Source organism: Myxococcus sp. AB025B (genome assembly GCF_006518215.1).
GTDB lineage: Bacteria > Myxococcota > Myxococcia > Myxococcales > Myxococcaceae > Myxococcus > Myxococcus fulvus.
The window spans coordinates 20,827-36,915 of sequence record NZ_SRLW01000015.1 but is presented as its reverse complement, the minus strand read 5'-3'; the positions used below and the strand labels follow the sequence as shown (position 1 = coordinate 36,915).

At 68.3% G+C, this 16,089-nt stretch carries 12 protein-coding genes; 7 read left to right on the top strand and 5 right to left on the bottom strand.

Features of this window, described 5'->3' with window-relative positions; genetic code table 11:
- Positions 1–65: 65 nt before the first annotated feature.
- From thiD to FL311_RS04250, 3 genes are all read left to right on the top strand, one after another.
- Positions 66–887, top strand: a complete 822-nt coding sequence (gene thiD, locus FL311_RS04260; protein ID WP_141323634.1) for a bifunctional hydroxymethylpyrimidine kinase/phosphomethylpyrimidine kinase — start codon at positions 66–68, stop codon at positions 885–887.
- Between the two features lie 119 nt (positions 888–1,006).
- Entirely contained in the window at positions 1,007–1,369 is a 363-nt protein-coding gene (locus FL311_RS04255; RefSeq protein ID WP_141323632.1) for a YciI family protein, read from the top strand.
- 25 nt (positions 1,370–1,394) lie between these two features.
- A complete protein-coding gene (locus FL311_RS04250; protein ID WP_141323630.1) occupies positions 1,395–2,663 on the top strand; it encodes an RNA polymerase sigma factor in 1,269 nt (422 codons plus the stop codon).
- A 343-nt stretch (positions 2,664–3,006) separates the two neighbouring features.
- On the opposite strand, the gene FL311_RS04245 is transcribed toward FL311_RS04250, so the two are convergent.
- The gene (locus tag FL311_RS04245; RefSeq protein WP_141323629.1) at positions 3,007–4,326 is read right to left on the bottom strand and encodes a ferritin-like domain-containing protein; all 1,320 of its coding nucleotides are present in this window, start codon (positions 4,324–4,326) and stop codon (positions 3,007–3,009) included.
- Positions 4,327–4,562: 236 nt separating this feature from the next.
- Here FL311_RS04245 and FL311_RS04240 point away from each other — a divergent pair, with 236 nt between their 5' ends.
- The 3 genes from FL311_RS04240 (at position 4,563) to opgC (ending at position 10,171) form a co-directional block, all read left to right on the top strand.
- Complete coding sequence (locus FL311_RS04240; RefSeq protein ID WP_194869048.1) at positions 4,563–6,542, top strand: S8 family serine peptidase; 1,980 nt, start codon at positions 4,563–4,565, stop codon at positions 6,540–6,542.
- A 538-nt stretch (positions 6,543–7,080) separates the two neighbouring features.
- Positions 7,081–9,066 (top strand): CotH kinase family protein, encoded by a 1,986-nt coding sequence (locus FL311_RS04235; RefSeq protein ID WP_141323627.1) that lies wholly within the window; start codon positions 7,081–7,083, stop codon positions 9,064–9,066.
- Between the two features lie 13 nt (positions 9,067–9,079).
- Entirely contained in the window at positions 9,080–10,171 is a 1,092-nt protein-coding gene (opgC, locus tag FL311_RS04230; RefSeq protein WP_141323625.1) for an OpgC domain-containing protein, read from the top strand.
- A gap of 16 nt (positions 10,172–10,187) precedes the next feature.
- Here the strand turns inward: opgC and FL311_RS04225 are convergent, their stop codons facing one another.
- Positions 10,188–10,859 carry a carbonic anhydrase gene (locus FL311_RS04225; RefSeq protein WP_141323624.1) on the bottom strand — a complete coding sequence of 224 codons (672 nt, stop codon included), beginning with the start codon at positions 10,857–10,859 and terminating at the stop codon, positions 10,188–10,190.
- A gap of 180 nt (positions 10,860–11,039) precedes the next feature.
- Here FL311_RS04225 and FL311_RS04220 point away from each other — a divergent pair, with 180 nt between their 5' ends.
- Positions 11,040–11,672, top strand: coding sequence for a hypothetical protein (locus FL311_RS04220; RefSeq protein ID WP_141323622.1), 633 nt, complete (start codon positions 11,040–11,042; stop codon positions 11,670–11,672).
- Positions 11,673–11,990: 318 nt separating this feature from the next.
- Here the strand turns inward: FL311_RS04220 and FL311_RS04215 are convergent, their stop codons facing one another.
- The 3 genes from FL311_RS04215 to FL311_RS04205 form a co-directional block, all read right to left on the bottom strand.
- Positions 11,991–13,145: a protein kinase gene (locus FL311_RS04215; RefSeq protein ID WP_141323621.1), complete on the bottom strand. Its 1,155-nt coding sequence runs from the start codon at positions 13,143–13,145 to the stop codon at positions 11,991–11,993.
- Between the two features lie 159 nt (positions 13,146–13,304).
- The gene (locus FL311_RS04210; RefSeq protein ID WP_141323619.1) at positions 13,305–15,101 is read right to left on the bottom strand and encodes a serine/threonine-protein kinase; all 1,797 of its coding nucleotides are present in this window, start codon (positions 15,099–15,101) and stop codon (positions 13,305–13,307) included.
- Positions 15,098–15,967 (bottom strand): DUF2381 family protein, encoded by an 870-nt coding sequence (locus FL311_RS04205; protein ID WP_141323617.1) that lies wholly within the window; start codon positions 15,965–15,967, stop codon positions 15,098–15,100. Before FL311_RS04205 ends, FL311_RS04210 begins: the two co-directional genes overlap by 4 nt.
- Between the last annotated feature and the right edge of the window lie 122 nt (positions 15,968–16,089).

Genomic DNA, 16,089 nt, shown 5'->3' with positions numbered 1-16,089 from the left:
CTCGCGGACCTCCGCGGGCCCGCATCCGCCAAAAGGGGTGGCTCCCTGGAGCGGGCCGGCGCAGCATGCGCCCCATGGAGACTCCCAAGCGAGTGCCGACGGCGCTCACCATCGCCGGCTCCGACAGTGGCGGTGGCGCAGGCATCCAGGCGGACCTGAACACCTTCTCGTATCACCGGGTGCACGGCACCACCGCGCTCACGGCCGTCACCGCGCAGAACACCCGGGGCGTCACGCGGGTCGACGTGCTCCCCGCCGCCGCCGTGGCCGCGCAGGTGGACGCCGTCATCGACGACCTGGGCGTGGGCGCGGTGAAGACGGGCATGCTCGTCAACGCGGAGATCATCTCCGTCGTCGCGTGGCGGCTGAAGTCGCTCAAGCCGGGCCCGCTCGTGGTGGACCCTGTCATGGTGTCCCGGGCCGGCGCGCGCCTCATCGACGACTCGGCCGTCGGTGCGCTCAAGGAGCACCTGCTCCCGCTCGCGGACGTCGTCACGCCCAACCGGCACGAGGCGCAGCTGCTCTCCGGGATGGACCTGCAGACGCTCGAGGACATGAAGGAGGCGGCCCGGCGCATCCACCAGCTCGGCCCGCGAGCGGTGCTGGTCAAGGGCGGCGGCATGTCGGGCGAGCTGCGTGGCCTGGACGTCTGGTTCGACGGGGAGCGGATGGAGACGTTGTTCCTTCGCTCGGTGAAGACGCACAACACGCACGGCACGGGGTGCACCCTGTCCGCGGCCATCGCCGCGTGGATGGCGCTGGGGCAGGCGCCCTTCGAGGCCACCCGACGCGCCAAGACCTTCGTCACCTCGGCCCTGGAGCACCCCCTCCCCCTGGGGCAGGGGCATGGTCCCTTCAGCCACTTCTCTCCGCTCGAGCCCTCCTGAGGGGCCGGGTGGAAATGGGGCGGAAAATCCCTTGGGAAATGGGCGGTCGATTTCCCGCCGGCCTGTTCGACCCTGGGGCGGGAGACTTCACTCCCCTTCGTCACCGTGAGGATGGACCCATGAAGTACCTGCTGATGCTGTTCGAGAACGAGAAGGCCTGGGACGCGCTGCCGCAGGAGGAGGCCCAGAAGGTGCTGGAGGAGTACGCGGCCTTCAGTGAGTCCATCGAGAAGAGCGGGAACAACATCGCGGGCGAGGCGCTGCAGCCGACGTCCACGGCCACCACGGTGCGCGTGCGCGACGGCAAGCGGCTGACGACGGACGGGCCGTTCGCGGAGACGCGCGAGCAGTTGGGCGGCTTCTTCCTGGTGGAGGCGAAGGATTTGGACGAGGCGATTGCCCTGGCCTCGCGCATCCCCGCCGCGAGGTCGGGCTGCGTGGAGATACGCCCGGTGATGGACTACTCCGACGTCATGGGCTGAGGCCCGGCGTCGGAGCGGGTCGTCCATGGCGGACGTGCGGTCCATCGTCGAGCAGACCTATCGCGCCGAGCATGGCCGCATCGTGGCCATGCTCATCGGCGCGATGGGTGGAGACTTCGCCTCGGCGGAGGAGGTGGTGCAGGAGTCCTTCGAGGCGGCGCTCCAGCAGTGGCCGCGTGAGGGGATTCCGCGGGAGCCTCGCGCATGGCTCCTGCGCGCCGCGCGCAACAAGGCGGTGGACCGGGTGCGCCGGGGCGTGCGCCTCGGCGTCCGGGTGGATGCGTTGGAGGTGGTGGCGAGGCTGGAGCAGGAGCTGGCCGCCACGCCGAGTGGTGAGGACTGGGAGGCGCATCCGGACGACTCGCTGCGACTGCTCTTCACATGCTGCCACCCTGCCCTCGCCGTGGACGTCCAGGTGGCGTTGGCGCTGCGCACGCTGTGTGGGCTGACGACCGAGGAGGTGGCGAGAGCGTTCCTCGTGCCTCCGGCGACGATGGCGCAGCGGCTGGTGCGCGCGCAGCGCAAGATTCGCGATGCGCGCATTCCGTATGTCATCCCGGAGTCGGACGCGTTGGGGGAGCGCACCCGGGGCGTGCTGCATGCCATCTACCTGCTCTTCTCGGAGGGGCACTCCGCCACGCAGGGCTCGGAGCTGGTGCGCGTGGACCTGTGCGAGGAGGCGCTGCGGCTGGCCCGGCTGACGTGCGACCTGTTGCCCCGCCATCCCGAGGCCACGTCGCTGCTGGCGATGATGCTGCTCCACCATTCCCGGCGGCACGTGCGGGTGGCCGAGGACGGTGGACTGGTCCTGTTGGACCGGCAGGACCGCGGGCGATGGGACGCGGCGAACATCGCGGAGGGCCTGTCCCTGCTCGACACCGCGTTGGCATTGGGCGCCTTCGGTCCGTACACGGTGCAGGCGGCCATCGCGGCGCTGCATGCACAGGCGAAGCGGCCGGAGGACACGGATTGGGAGCAGATCGCCGCGCTCTATGAGCGGCTGGCGAAGCTGACACCGGGTCCGGTGGTGGAGCTCAACCGCGCGGCGGCGGTGGCGATGGCGAAGGGCCCGGCACAGGGGCTGGTGTTGGTCGACGACCTGGAGTCGTCCGGACGACTCACCGAGCACCACCTGCTGCCCGCGGCCCGCGCGGAGCTGCTGCGCAGACTGGGGCGCAGGGACGAAGCCGTGGCGGCCTACCGTCGCGCGCTCGCCCTGGTGCGCACGGAGCCAGAGCGCCGCTTCCTCGAGGAGCGACTGCGGGAGGTGCTCGCGGAAGTGCCGCCGGCTTGAGCGCGTCACGGAGTCACTCGACGAGGAATGCCCCCGCGCCCCGCGCCGGCAGTCGCCCGCCGAGAGGACGCCACACCGCGCCGAGGAGTCGCGGCAAGTGGACGGCCCCACCCTGGGCGCGACACCGCGCCGATGATGGCTTCGCAGGCGGTGAGCGCCGCCGCATCGACCATCGGCGGGACAGCGCACCTTGGGGTCGCGACCAGGGTCACCGTGAGACGTGGCTCGACGGCACGCCAATCCTTGGAGGCTGTCGGCAGGCACGCCGGCCCCAAGCCGCGCCTCCCGGCGAAGCACCGGGACGCCTGCGTCAACCACGGCGTCCCAGCACGCCCCCCGCGCCTCAGTTCCACAACTCGCGGGAGAGCACCTCCACCATTGCGAGCGCGACCTCCGGCTGGGGCAATCCCAGCGCGCGTAGGACCGCCTCATCGGTCGGCGTGGAGACCTCGGCGCGCAGCGCCTCCACGGCCCGCTGACGTGCCGCGCGCACCGTCTCTCGCTCCTCGGGCGAGAGCTTCGCCTCCGCCCAGCGGTCCACGGCCCACGACAGGTCCGCATGCCGCGTCTCGTCCTCCGCGATGCGCACCATCGCCTCGCGCACCTCCACGTCCTCCGCGTGCAGCGCCTGATGATGCGCCAGCAGCGCGCCATACGTCTCGCGCACGCAGCCCTCCACCGCGTTGTCCAGCGCCACATCGAACAGCGGCCGAGGAGCCAGCGGCGCCACCACCGCGCGCTCCGGCGTCACCCCATGTCGCCGCGCCAGCCTGCCGCACACCTGCGTATGCGCCACCTCATCCAGCGCGCTGCGCAGCGCCGCCTGTTGCAGCTCGACCGCCGCGCCATGCAGCGCCAGCTCCTCGCGCAGCCGCAGGAAGGCGGTGATGGAGGCCTCCTCCAGGTGGGTGATGAGCGCGAAGTGCTGTCCCAGCTCATCCACGCAGTCCACGGTTCCGTCCGAGCGAAGCCCCGCGGGCCTGCGCCCCACCGAGCACCCCTTGTCGCCGCGCTCCAGGACGTGCGTGCGCTTCTCGACCACCTCGCCGGAGGGCTTGACCACCAGCAGGTACTGCGTCAGCTCCGTCCCCTCGCCACACGCGAACCCCTTGGTGGCGATGACGCTGAAGGTCCCATCGGCGTTCGTCTTCACCGCGCCATGCTTCAGCTCGGTGCAGCTCACGTTGTAGTCCTCCGCGAAGACCTGGAGCAGCGCCTCCGTCGGGGTGTCGATGCTGCCCAGCAGGGCCGCGAGCGCGTTGCGAGACGTGTGCGCCTCGACCGAATCTCCTCGCGTCGTCACCAGATAGTACGCATAGCAGCCCACCTCGCAGCGGGAGCGGAACCCGTCCTCGGAGGCCAGCGCGTCCAGCTCCGCGTTGCACACCGCGGGCTGCGTGGCGGTCTCGCACGCCGTCCCGACGGACGCCAGACGCTGCTGCCGCGGCGAGCTCTCCAGGTCCGTCACGATTCGCAGCTCGATGAAGTCCGTCGGGCTCGCGGGGGCCAGCCCCTGGAGCGACACGCGACCGTTGTCACAGGGAGGAGCCGAGAAGCCCTCCAGGGAAATCCCCCCGTCGCCACAACCGGTGAGCACCAGGGGCGACGCCAGGGATGCACTCAGCGCACGGGCGAAGAGCCGGCGCAGTTGATTCGAGTTCAAGCAACACTCCTCTCTGGGTACGACCTCACTGCCAACAGCAATGGCGGTGCCAGCAGCGTCTCATTCGAGAAGCCGCGGTGACAGTCCGAAGCGTCTCCGGTGTTTTCCGCGAGCGCACTCAGAAACCTGAGGGGCGCGCTGTCTCGAATTGATCAACCTCCGAGCCCCCGGCGTCCAAGCGGGCTCACCCAGACGCTGTCCTCGAAAGAGGCGGCACATCGCAGGCCACACACCCCATGTGGAAACTCCGCTTCATCCCGCTGCTCTGTCTCCTCACCCTCACCGGCTGCACCGAGCCCACCCCACGCGAAGCCTCGCGCCAGCAGCCCATCCCGAACCGATACATCGTCGTGCTCCGCCCCCAGGCCCACACGAAGGCCCCAGGGCAACAGAAGCCTCGCGAGTACGTCGCGAACCTCGCCAAGGCGCACGGTGCGACGGTGCTGCGCACCTATGAGCACGCGCTCCAGGGCTTCACCACGGAGCTCGACCCGACACGCCTCGAATCGCTGCGCGCCGATGAGCACGTGGCCTTCATCGAACAGGACGCCCGGGTGCGCCCGCTCGCCACGTCGCAGACAGCGGCGTGGGGACTGGACCGCGTGGACCAGGAGGACCTGCCTCTCGACGGCCACTACCGTCCCGCGCTGAGCGGCGCCGGCGTCCACGCGTATGTCCTCGACACCGGCATCCGCTCCACGCACGCCGAGTTCCAGGGACGCCTGGGCGAGGGCTTCGACGTGGTCGACCCGGAGGGCGGCGCGGAGGACTGTCACGGTCACGGCACGCACGTGGCGGCAACCCTCGGAGGCTCCACCTGGGGCGTGGCGCGCGCCGCGACGCTGCACTCCGTGCGCGTCATCGACTGCGAAGGTGAGGGCACGGTGTCGGGCATCATCGCCGGCATCGACTGGGTCACCGCCCATCACCAGGCCCCCGCGGTCGCCAACCTGAGTCTCAGCCTGGAGGTCTCCGAGGCCCTGGACCAGGCGGTCCGCAACGCCGTGGCCGCTGGAGTCACCGTCGTCGTGGCCGCGGGCAACCACAGCGTCGATGCGTGCGACTACTCTCCGGGCCGCGCGGCGGAAGCCCTCACGGTGGGCGCCACCCGGCTGACGGACACGCGAGCGTCGTTCTCGAACTACGGCCGCTGCATCGACCTGTTCGCGCCGGGCGAGGACATCCTCTCCGCCGACCTCCCGGACGACACGGCGACCGAGGTCCGCTCCGGCACCTCCATGGCCACACCACACGTCGCCGGCGCCGCCGCGCTCTACCTGGAGACCCATCCCCGCGCCACGGCGACGCAGGTGATGGACGCGCTCGCGGGCGCTGCCGTGGCGGGGCGTGTGAATGAGGCCGGCCCAGGCTCCCCCAACCTGCTGCTCCAGGCGGGCTTCCGACACGTGACGGGAGACCATCACCGTCCCTGGGCGCAGGTGATGACGCCGTTCCCCTGGAGCACCGTGCGTGGCACCTCGCGCGTGCGCGTGCTCGCCTGGGATGACGTGGCGGTGCGCCGCGTGGACCTCTGGGTCAACGGCCTCCTGCGCGCCAGCGACACCACCCTCCCCTTCGAGCTGGACTGGGACACGCGCGAGGAGCTGAACGGCCCCACCACCCTGGAGGTCCGCGCCTACGACACCGCGCTCGGAGCCTGGCGCGCCACGCCGGTGACGGTGACGGTGCGCAACCCGGACGTCGCGGACTTCGATGCGACGCTCCTGGCGCCCCGCTGCACCACCCTCGCGTCCGCATGCGACACGGGCATGCTGGTTCGCGGCATGGGGAGCGTGGGGCCGGAGCTCCATGCCCCCAACACGCTCGGCGGGAGCTGCGCCGATGGCAACGGCGGCACCTACGGCGTCACTCCGTCGCTGGAAGGCCTGCGCGTCGCCAGCCAGGATGGAGGCCCGCTCACCGCCGGCAGGCCCGTGACGCTCACCGCGAGCGTCATCGGCTTCCTGCCCTACTTCGAGCGCGTGAACCTCTTCCACGCGCCCGACGCACGCCATCCCCAGTGGACCCACGTGGCCACGCTCCCGGTCGAGGTAACGGGAGAGAACAAACTGTCCGTCACCTTCACGCTGCCGGAGGGTGGGCTCCAGGCGATTCGCGGCGTCATCGGTGACAACGCCACCGGGGCAAGCTGCGTCGCGAGCGAGTGGACGGACCACGACGACCTCGTCTTCCCCGTGGCGCCCTCGCGTCGCTGAAGCAGGCCACGACCCGGCGCGCCGTCACCCGGCGGCGCGCCGCGGTCTCTCAATGGGGGGCGCGTCGAGTCCGTGCTCTCGTCGAGCACCCGCACCGCCACCGCGCGGCATCCGCCGCACACCACACCCGCCCGCTCCCAATGGACCTGGTCCTCGAGCTCGCGAGCATCCTCGGGCCCCTCTTCCAATCGCCGCACCAGCGCCGCGAGCGCGTCCTGCTCACCATCCTCCGACGCCTCGGCGGACTCCAGCACGTCCTGCTCGCCCTCCAGGACCAGCTTGAAGCGGTAGTACACCTCGCGTGGGTTCAGGGCGCGCCCACACGTCGCGCAGTGCCGAAGTCGGGGTCCGGTCATCGCAGGTGGGCTCCCTCGCTCGGGTGCGCAACAGCCATGGCATTCCGCAACCCCCAGCGTGGCACACTGCCACGCTCTCCCGACACTGCTTCCCTGAATCCAGGGAGATAGTTTGAGGCACGAGGATTGCTGGCGACCCTGGGTCCCACGTCCCCCAGGGTCCTCCCCTTCGTGTCTCATCCATGAATCACCCGTCTCGTCCCGAAGTCGCGGGGGGCCCCGGCGTGGCCTCCGAGCGAGTCCCGTTCGTCTTCCCGAAGCCGAGGCGCTCCGGGGCCCTCGCCGCGCTGCTCTTCGCGCTCACGGCCTGCGAGAGCACGCCGTCCGACAAGGGCTCCGGGCCCGTGGTGGAGGAGGAGACGGCGACACCGGTCGTCACCATCGACGCCATGGACAACGAGCAGCACGTGCTGCGCGGTGGCTTCCAGATGGACGCGGGCGTCGTGCGCGTGGAGGTCTACGAGGGCTCCATCCTGCTCGGGCTGGCGGTGCTCGAGGACGGACGGTGGAGCATCCCGTGGCAGCCGGGCCACGAGAGCGAGTCGCTGGAGGTCGTCGCCTATCACGACAGCGGGATGGAGGTGCGCACGCGCCTGGAGTTCCAGCGCCTGGGCTTCGGCACGCAGGACAGCCTGTACGCGGCCGAGGCGCTCCTGACGCTCCCCACGTCCCCGGACACGACGACGCGCTACACGCTGGATGGCTCCACGCCGGGTCCGACGTCTCCTGTCTATACGGCGCCGTTGGTGCTGCTCAACCGACGCGGGCAGCCCACGCCGCTCAGCCTCATCCCGACGAACCCCGCCGAGTCACCGGAGCCCTGGCGCTGGAAGCCGCCCACGGCGCCCTCCACGCTCGCGACGGTGGTGCGCGTGCGGCAGTTCGCGGGCGAGACGCCGGTGGACGCGGGACAGGCGCGCACGTACCTCATCGGGCAGCCGCGCGCATACACGTTGCCGGTGTTGTCGTTGGCGACGGACGCGGCGAACTTCTTCGGTGACGAGCAGGGCATCTACGTGCCGGGCCGCGTCTACGCCGAGACGCCGGGGCCCATGGAGGGCTGGGGCACGGGCAACTACATGCAGGACGGCAAGGACTGGGAGCGCCCGGTCCACGTCGAGTGGTTCGACGCCGTGGGCGCGACGGTGTTCGCGCAGAACGCGGGCGTGCGCATCCACGGCTCGGGCAGCGCGGCGATGCCGCAGAAGAGCCTGCGGCTGTACGCGAAGGAGGAGTACGGCCCGGAGCTGTTCCAGGCGGACGTGTTCCCGGACCATCCGCTGCGCGAGTTCAAGCGGCTCATCGTGCGCACCTCGGGACAGGACCAGGTGGGCTCCAAGCTGCGCGACTGCGCGCTCCAGGGCTTGCTGCGCGAGACGTCCCTGGCGCTGCAGGCCTGTCAGCCCACGCTGGTGTTCCTGGATGGCGAGTACTGGGGGCTGCACGAGCTGCGCGAGCGGTATGACGAGTACTACCTGGCCACGCACCACGGGCTGAAGCGCAAGGACATCGTCATCCTGGAGGCCGACGGCCTCCTCGACACGGGCGAGGATGCGGACGTGCTGCCCTACCAGGAGCTGCTCACCTACGTGCGCGAGCACGACCTGTCCGTCCCCGAGCACTTCGCGTACGTCGCGGCGCGCATCGACGTCGAGGACTTCATCGACTACCACATCGCGGAGGTCTACTTCGGCAACGAGGACTGGCCGGACAACAACGTGAAGTTCTGGCGCCTGCGCGGTGGAGAGACCTCCGGCGACACGGGGCCCGGGGATGGACGGTGGCGCTGGCTGCTCCACGATTTGGACGCGGCCTTCATCGGAGGTCCCGAGGCCAACTCACTCGGCCGGCTGCTGCGCGACGAGCGGCTCGGCGAGTCCTTCGTCGTGCTGTTCCGGAGCCTGATGAAGTCACCGGACTTCAAGGGCCTGTTCGTCTCGCGCTTCCAGTGGCACCTGGAGAACACCTTCGCACCGGAGCGGGTGCTGGCCCTGCTCGACGAGGCCGCGGCGCGGCTCGCGCCCGAGATGGCCGAGCACGTCGCGCGGTGGGGTTACCCCGCCTCGGTGGAGTCGTGGCACGCGGAGGTGGAGCTGATGCGCGAGTGCGCGCGTCGCCGACCCGAGGCGCTCCAGCGCCAGCTGCGGGAGGAGCTGGGCGCGCCCTGAGCCCGTCTTCCTCATGCCGCGTCGACCCGACCTGGATGCCCTGCGGGGGTTGCTGCTCGTCCTGATGACGCTGACGCACCTGCCCACGCGGCTCAACGCGTACACCAGCCAGCCGTTCGGCTTCGTCTCCGCGGCCGAGGGGTTCGTGTTCCTGTCGGCGTTCCTGGTGGGGGGCACGCATGTGAAGGCGTGGGACGCGCCGGGGAAGCTGTGGCGTGGCCTGCGGCGCAGAGCCCTCAAGGTCTACGCGCACCACGTCGGGCTGCTCTGCTTCGCCTTCACGTTCATCGGGGCGGTGGGCTGGCTCACGCACCGCCCCGCGGTGCTCAACCTGCTCGACTTCTTCCACCAGGAGCCGCTCACGGCGCTGCTGAGCAGTCTGGTGTTGCTGTACTGCCCGCCGCTGCTGGACATCCTCCCGCTCTACGTCGTGCTGCTGTTCCTGACGCCCCTCGTGCTGACCGCGGCGCGCCATGCGGGCTGGGGGAAGGTGGTGTGCCTCAGCGCGCTGGTGTGGCTGTGGGCGCAGCTGGGGCTCAAGCGGGAGCTATACGGCGTGCTGGGGGCCGTGTCCTGGCTGCCGATGAAGGTGGACCACTCCGGGGCGTTCGACTTGTTCGCCTGGCAGTTCCTCTGGGTGCTCGGCGTGTGGCGGGGGAGCCTCAGGGCCCGGGCCGCCGGGATTCCCGCGCCACCGCCGCGCCTCCAGTGGGTGTTGGCGTGGGGCGTGGTCGTCGTGTTCCTGCTCGCGCGGTACGAGGTGCCGGGGTTCCAGTGGCTCACGAGCTGGCCCGTGCTGCTCGACAAGTGGACGCTGGCGCCGCTGCGGCTGGTGAACTTCCTGGCGCTGGCACTGCTCGCGGACCGGGGGGCGCCGCTCGTGTATCGCTGGCTGCGGCCGAGGGTGCTGGAGCTCTTGGGCAGCGCGTCCCTGCCCGTCTTCAGCGCCCATCTGGTGTTGTGTTTGTTGAGCCTCGCGCTCATCAACGAGAGTGAGGCGCCGCTGGACAGCCTGGAGGAGGTCGCCGTGCTGGTGGTGACGTTCGCCGGGATGGTGGTGGTGGCGCTGCATCACCAAAGGCGCGCGGCGCCCCTCACGGGCTGAGCCGGGCGCGACCGAGTCAGAGCACCTGACGAAGGCCGAAGCGGCCCCGGGCGCGGAGGGAGTCTCCGTCCGTGGCGACGACGGGGGTGAACTGCCCCTGGCTCGGCTCGTAGGCGTGCACGCAGCCGTCCTCGAGCTGGTAGACCCAGGCGTAGAGGTTGAGCGCGCGGTTCGCGAGGGCCTCGGCGACCGTGGGATGGGAGCGCAGGTTCTCGAGCTGCACGAGGACGTTCTCACCGACGGCCGCATCGAGGAGGGCATCTCCGCTCAGGTGGGCGTAGCTGGCCTCGACGATGCGCCGGGTGGACTCCGCGTGGCGCAGCCACTGGGCCATCTGGGGGAGCTTGTCGAGGAGCTGGGGCTTGAGCAGACCGTGCATGGCGCCACAGCGGGTGTGTCCGCAGACGATGATGTGGCGGACCTTGAGGGCGGCGACGGCGTACTCGATGGTGGCCGCGGTGCCGTTGTTGGCGGTGCTGTAGGGCGGGACGATGTTGCCGGCGTTGCGGATGATGAACAGCTCGCCGGGCCCGGCGCCCGTCACCTCGTTGGGGAGGACGCGGGAGTCGGAGCAGGTGATGAAGAGGACCTCGGGGTTCTGCGCCTCCGCGAGCTTCGAATAGAGGTCTTGCTTGGAGCGGAAGACCTCGGTCTGGAAGTGATGCAGTCCCGGGATGAGTTTCTCCATGAAGGCGCAGCCTTCACCAGGAGCAGCGCCTCCGACAACCCCATTGCGTGTGCCACGCGGGTGACGGTGAACATTTCCACCGGCCTGCGCGAAAAAGCCTCTCCACCATGAATGCACACGCAACGGCCGTGGCATCATCGACAGGCAGCACACGAAGCGTCAATCGCGTTGGGAGGAACCATGCGTACCCTGTTGACCCTGGGCCTTGCAGTCCTTGGCTTCCAGTTCGGCTGTGGTGTGGATGATGCCGACACGGAAGCGCAACCCGATATGGCTTCACAGGAGGCCCCGCTCCTCATCTGCCTATCGGAGTACTTCATCAGGTATTACAGCGATGCAACCCTCACTACATCGGTCGGCACGGAGCGGTGCATCTGTGGAAGGACACCCGTGCGCATTGGGCAAAGGAGCCCGTACTTCATCGAAACTGACGGTGGGGAGTGTCCTGGCATTGCGCCGGAAGCCCGGGCGGAAGGGACGGACACCACGCTCGAGATTCCTCCCCCCACGGCGACCATGAATTGCGAATGGATGGACGAGACCGAGAGAATCGAGTGCACAGCGAGCGCGAGCGGCGGAGTGACGCCCTATACCTACCAATGGCAAAGGGCGCACAACCTCGACGTCGATCCCGCTCCAGGCAACTGGCCCTGGCGCAATGGCAGCACCACCTTCAGCGAGCCTTGCAAGTTCGGCCTCTTCCCGGGCGGACGGTATTACTACAAGTACATCCGCTTCCGCGTCCTCGACGCCAACACCTACGTCTCGAACTTCGTTGAACAGAGCTTCCGCTGCTGGACGCCGAATCCGTAAACCCTCGGGATGATCAGGGCACTGAGCGGAGCCCGCCTCGTGCCGCCGTGGCAGCAGCGCGCCGTCAGGGAGGCGAGCATCCTCCCTGACGGACTCACGATATTGCACGAACCGGGAATCGAACCCGTGCCGGGCGGTGCGAAACACCCAGCAGAATCGCACCCTTACCGCGCAACCTCCCGAAAACTCACGGGTTCGATCTCCCGCCCTGTGCCGATTCATCCCACCTTGTCCCAGCGCGTTCCGCAGGTTCATGCGACATACGTGCAACATGCGGCCGGCCGCTGAAGCTGAGGTTTGGCACTGGGGAGCGCCCGATTAGTGGGTGCTGGCCTCGTCGGAGACCTCGACGCCACGGGGTCGCCGAATCCCCAGCTCGGCCATCGCGCTACCCGCCTTCTTCATGAGCGCGAGCAGTTCGGCCTCCGCTTCTGCTTTGCCGAAGACCCCTTCGCCCCCAATCCATCGGCCCAGGTCCGTCGTCAGAGACCTCGCTGAGGGGTAGCGGTCATCCGGAGACCGTTGAAGCAGCTTGAGCAACGTCAGGCCCAGCCCCTGCGGCAGGTTCGCCGTCAACGCCACCAGGTCCGCCTGCGTGTAGGTTGCCGCGCGCCAGATGGCGTCCCCCACCAGGGGATGACAGTCGGCGAGATGCGCCCGCTTGATGGCACGCCGGACGCGGACCCGCTGACGCCTCGACAAGGAGTCCTTCACCGCATCCGTCACCTCGTCCGGAGCGTCGAGAAGGTTCTTCCCGGTCGCGAGTTCGAGCATCACGACACCGAGCGCGAACAGGTCCGAGCGCGCGTCGACCCGCCCCGTCAGGAGCATTTCCGGAGACGAGTAGAACGCGTCCCCCTGCGGTCGGTGCACCGTCGACGAAACTCGGCCCGGCAAGCTCGATAGGGCGAGACCGAAATCGGCGACCTGCACCCCACCCTTCCAATCAACGAAGAGGGTTCCGAGGTCGATGGCGCGATGGACGATGTTGAGGGGCCGCCCCTGCTCGTCCTTCGCTTCGTGGGCATGCTCCAGCGCCGCGGCAACCTGCGCTCCCAGGTAGAGCACGAACAGTGGAGAGAAGGTGTGCCCACACTCCCCTGCGAGCGCCAGCAGCTCCCGCACCGAATGCCCGGACGGGTGCTCCGTGATGACGTACGACGCCCCTTCCGCCTTGTGCAGTCCGTGGACACGAAGGATCGCCGGGTGGTCGAGGAACATCGCGAGGCGCACCTGCTCTTCGAGCTTCTGCCTCGCCCTTTTGACGCGCCTCACATCCTGGCTCGTATGCGCCGCGACCGCTTTGAGTAGCACTCTCCCCCGTGGATGGTTGCCCTCCAGTGTCCGGCGCCTCGCGACGAACAGGCTCAGCCCGTGATGAGCCTCACCCAAGCTGTCGCGGAACTCGTACTTGAAGCCGTCCTTCTCGAAGAGGATCGCCCCCCGTGGAACGCCGAACTCGATTGCCGCCATGCGTGTCCCTCCACTTGCGCGAGGCCCGAACGCCACGCGCTGCGGAGACCATGCTACCCATGAGATGGGGTATCTAAGGAAGGCCCTGGTAGGTCTGATGCCGTTCGTCGACGACTCTGGCGAAATCGACCACCTACCTGTTACGTCCTGCACGCAGACTCAAGGCCATCGGGCCACGACGATGCCGCCATTCCAGTTCCGCGCTTTCACCCGCCCATCCTTGTAGGCCAACACGGTTCCCTCCACGACGAAGCAGATGGGTTGCTCATCCTGCCCAGGCAACTTCACCCGGTCATAGCGAACGACGAGCGCGGGTCCATCCGCACGCCCCATCTTGTCGGACAGGTAGTAAGCCTTCCCATAGAAGCGCGTTCCGACGGGCGCGACTTCCCGCTGCCGCTCGTCGTTGGTGCCCTTCGGGACGACGCCCACGACGTCCCCTCCTGCGGTAAACCAGACCTTGTCGTCAACTCCGTGCCGGTCATCGAGGACCAGCGAGAATCGATCACCGTAGGTCCAGCGAAGGCTCTCCAGCATCGCCTGTTCGGCACCAGCAGGACAGGTGAACGACTCAGGCCGTATCTGGGCACCAGGGCAACCCGCCGCCAGCGCCGCGACGAGTGACGACGACGCGCACTCAGCGGCAGCAACGAACTTCTTCGACATGCGGGCTGCGCGGCCCTGGGTTGGCGACTCGGCCGGCGGGGTCATCACGGTTGAACCTTCCTTCTGTGCAGCGACAAGAGCCAGCCCCGGGGTATCCAAAGAAAAGGGGGCCGAGAGTGACATAGCAGGGGGGCCCATCCTGGGCGGCGAAGAATCTGGAGCGGTGGGAGCACGAGGCACCGAAGCAACGCCCAGCCCCATTGGGGGTTCGCGCTTCGCGGCCGGATAACGCCACAAGGCAACGCCCACGACGAGAGCCACGGCACCGACTATCGCGACGCCCCACCTCCCAGCCCTGCGAGAGCTAGCAGTAAGGCCGCCTTGCCACTTGCGGGGGGTGTACTCCGGAGGCAACGAATCGGCAGTTCCCTCATGCACGGCAAGAGCGAGCTGACGCTGCTCCGAGGGCGCATGTGCCGGAACGTCGTAGCCAGGAACCGGGTCGTCGCGGAGTTCCGCCAGTTCTCGCCGAAGCGATTCGGTATCAACCGGACGCCGCGACGGGCACCTCGACAGAATGCCCTCGACGAGTTCGCTCAGCGCCTCGGGGATACGCGCATTCACCAGCCGAGGAGCCGGGGGCGCATAGCGAGGGTCGTTCAGGTCGAAGCGCGCGTGAAGCTCCATCGGGCGAGGGTCGGTCAGCAGTTCGTGCAGCATGACTCCGACCGCGAAGATTTCATCGGCGACCTGAAAGGCATAGCGGGCCCGATGCTCGTCCTTGTGCTCTTGCAGGAACTTGAACTGCTCAGGCGCACGGTAGCGGTCGGTGCCTGGGGGAAGCCCACCGTCCGTCAGCTCTTCGGCGAGTGTGTAGGTCGCGCAACTGAAGTCGATGATGACGGGCTCGCCGTCGCTCTTCCGGACAAGGACGTTGGACAGCTTCAAGTCCCGATGCAGGACGCCCCGGCCGTGCATGTACGACAGGGCGCCGACGACCTTCTCGAAGACACGAATGATCTCGCGAAATGTTGGATGCTTGCGCTCAGCCCACTCCGCGAGCGTCCAGCCGTCCACGTAGTCGAGCGCAAGGTAGACGTTGCCAGTCAACGTGTAGCCATACCCTTGAGGACGGACAACGTTGCGGTGCTCCAGCATCAGCAACGCCGTCAACTCCCTCAATGTCCGGGCATGGGTTTGCTTGGAATCACCACTGGCCTCGCGATGCCGGGCAACCTTGAGCGCCGCACTCTTGCCGTTCTTCTCGCCCAGGAAGACGAATGCAAACCCTCCACTTCCAAGCTCCCTTGAAACCTGCCATCCATCGATAAGCGTTTCGAGAGGAGTCATCGGGCTTCCCCCGCACCCGACTTGGGAAAGCGCACGTTCGGAATCACGAGGTGCCGGCCGCCATCGCCCCGAACCTCAACGGTAAACACGAGGTTCGCTTTCGGCTCGGGCAGCTCAATGACCGCAAGAACTCTTCTGTCCTCGCCAGGAAGAACAGCACCTTTCATTGCTGATACAAGGCGTGCACGCAGAGGCATTCCTACACGACCAACGAACGTAGCCTCTCGCGGTGTCCATTCCGGTCGACCTGCCTCGTTCCTGATGGTCACATCAACCAGGGCCCAGCCCTTACCCTTGTAGGAGAAGGTCAAACTAGAGGAGAGCCCCTGAGCCTCGTCGGCAACGTCCTTGACCTTCGAAGCAGTAACGCCGCTGTCGTCCACGAAGCCAAGCAACACGAAGTCTTCCGGCCTCGGTGCTGGCATGGGCGTGTCCGGATGACAGGGAGAGTTCAACGACTCGGGCCGCTGCGCATCGATGCGCGAGTCCACTTCCGCTGGGTCGGTCACGAGGACGAAAGCGGCCCGTGCTGGTGAGCTACCATCGGCGAAGAAGACGCCCATCTCCTGCCGCTCATCGCCCCGGAGGTCGGCAAGGGGCTGGACGATGACGGACCGCTCCCCCACGTCCAGAACACGGAGCCGTGTCTCGTCGAAGGTCAGGGAACTCTTCTGGATGGGAGCAGAGAAGAGGATCACCGTTGAGGTATCCCCCGCGACCCGAATAACGGGAGGAGTCTCGGAGGGAGTGCGAGCGACGGTCACGGAGCGCTCCCGCCGGACTCGCCCCTTGGGAATTGGCTCAGCCGCAGCAGCAACCCCCGACACGAGCACGAGAGAGAGCGCCAATCTGAAAGGTTGGAGCAACGGTGCGTGACCTCCCAAATGGGGAGACTACCACCGCGGACGTGCGCGCAGTCGGTCTCTTTCCTACAGACGAAGCGCCTCTTCATGTGGTTGTCGGCACACCTTGGAGCCTAGAGATGCCA

Coding starts and splice junctions, on each gene's coding strand:
- thiD (WP_141323634.1), top strand. CDS start 66: ATGCGCCCCATGGAGACTCCCAAGCGAGTGCCGACGGCGCTCACCATC.
- FL311_RS04255 (WP_141323632.1), top strand. CDS start 1,007: ATGAAGTACCTGCTGATGCTGTTCGAGAACGAGAAGGCCTGGGACGCG.
- FL311_RS04250 (WP_141323630.1), top strand. CDS start 1,395: ATGGCGGACGTGCGGTCCATCGTCGAGCAGACCTATCGCGCCGAGCAT.
- FL311_RS04240 (WP_194869048.1), top strand. CDS start 4,563: ATGTGGAAACTCCGCTTCATCCCGCTGCTCTGTCTCCTCACCCTCACC.
- FL311_RS04235 (WP_141323627.1), top strand. CDS start 7,081: ATGAATCACCCGTCTCGTCCCGAAGTCGCGGGGGGCCCCGGCGTGGCC.
- opgC (WP_141323625.1), top strand. CDS start 9,080: ATGCCGCGTCGACCCGACCTGGATGCCCTGCGGGGGTTGCTGCTCGTC.
- FL311_RS04225 (WP_141323624.1), bottom strand. CDS start 10,859: ATGGAGAAACTCATCCCGGGACTGCATCACTTCCAGACCGAGGTCTTC.
- FL311_RS04220 (WP_141323622.1), top strand. CDS start 11,040: ATGCGTACCCTGTTGACCCTGGGCCTTGCAGTCCTTGGCTTCCAGTTC.
- FL311_RS04215 (WP_141323621.1), bottom strand. CDS start 13,145: ATGGCGGCAATCGAGTTCGGCGTTCCACGGGGGGCGATCCTCTTCGAG.
- FL311_RS04210 (WP_141323619.1), bottom strand. CDS start 15,101: ATGACTCCTCTCGAAACGCTTATCGATGGATGGCAGGTTTCAAGGGAG.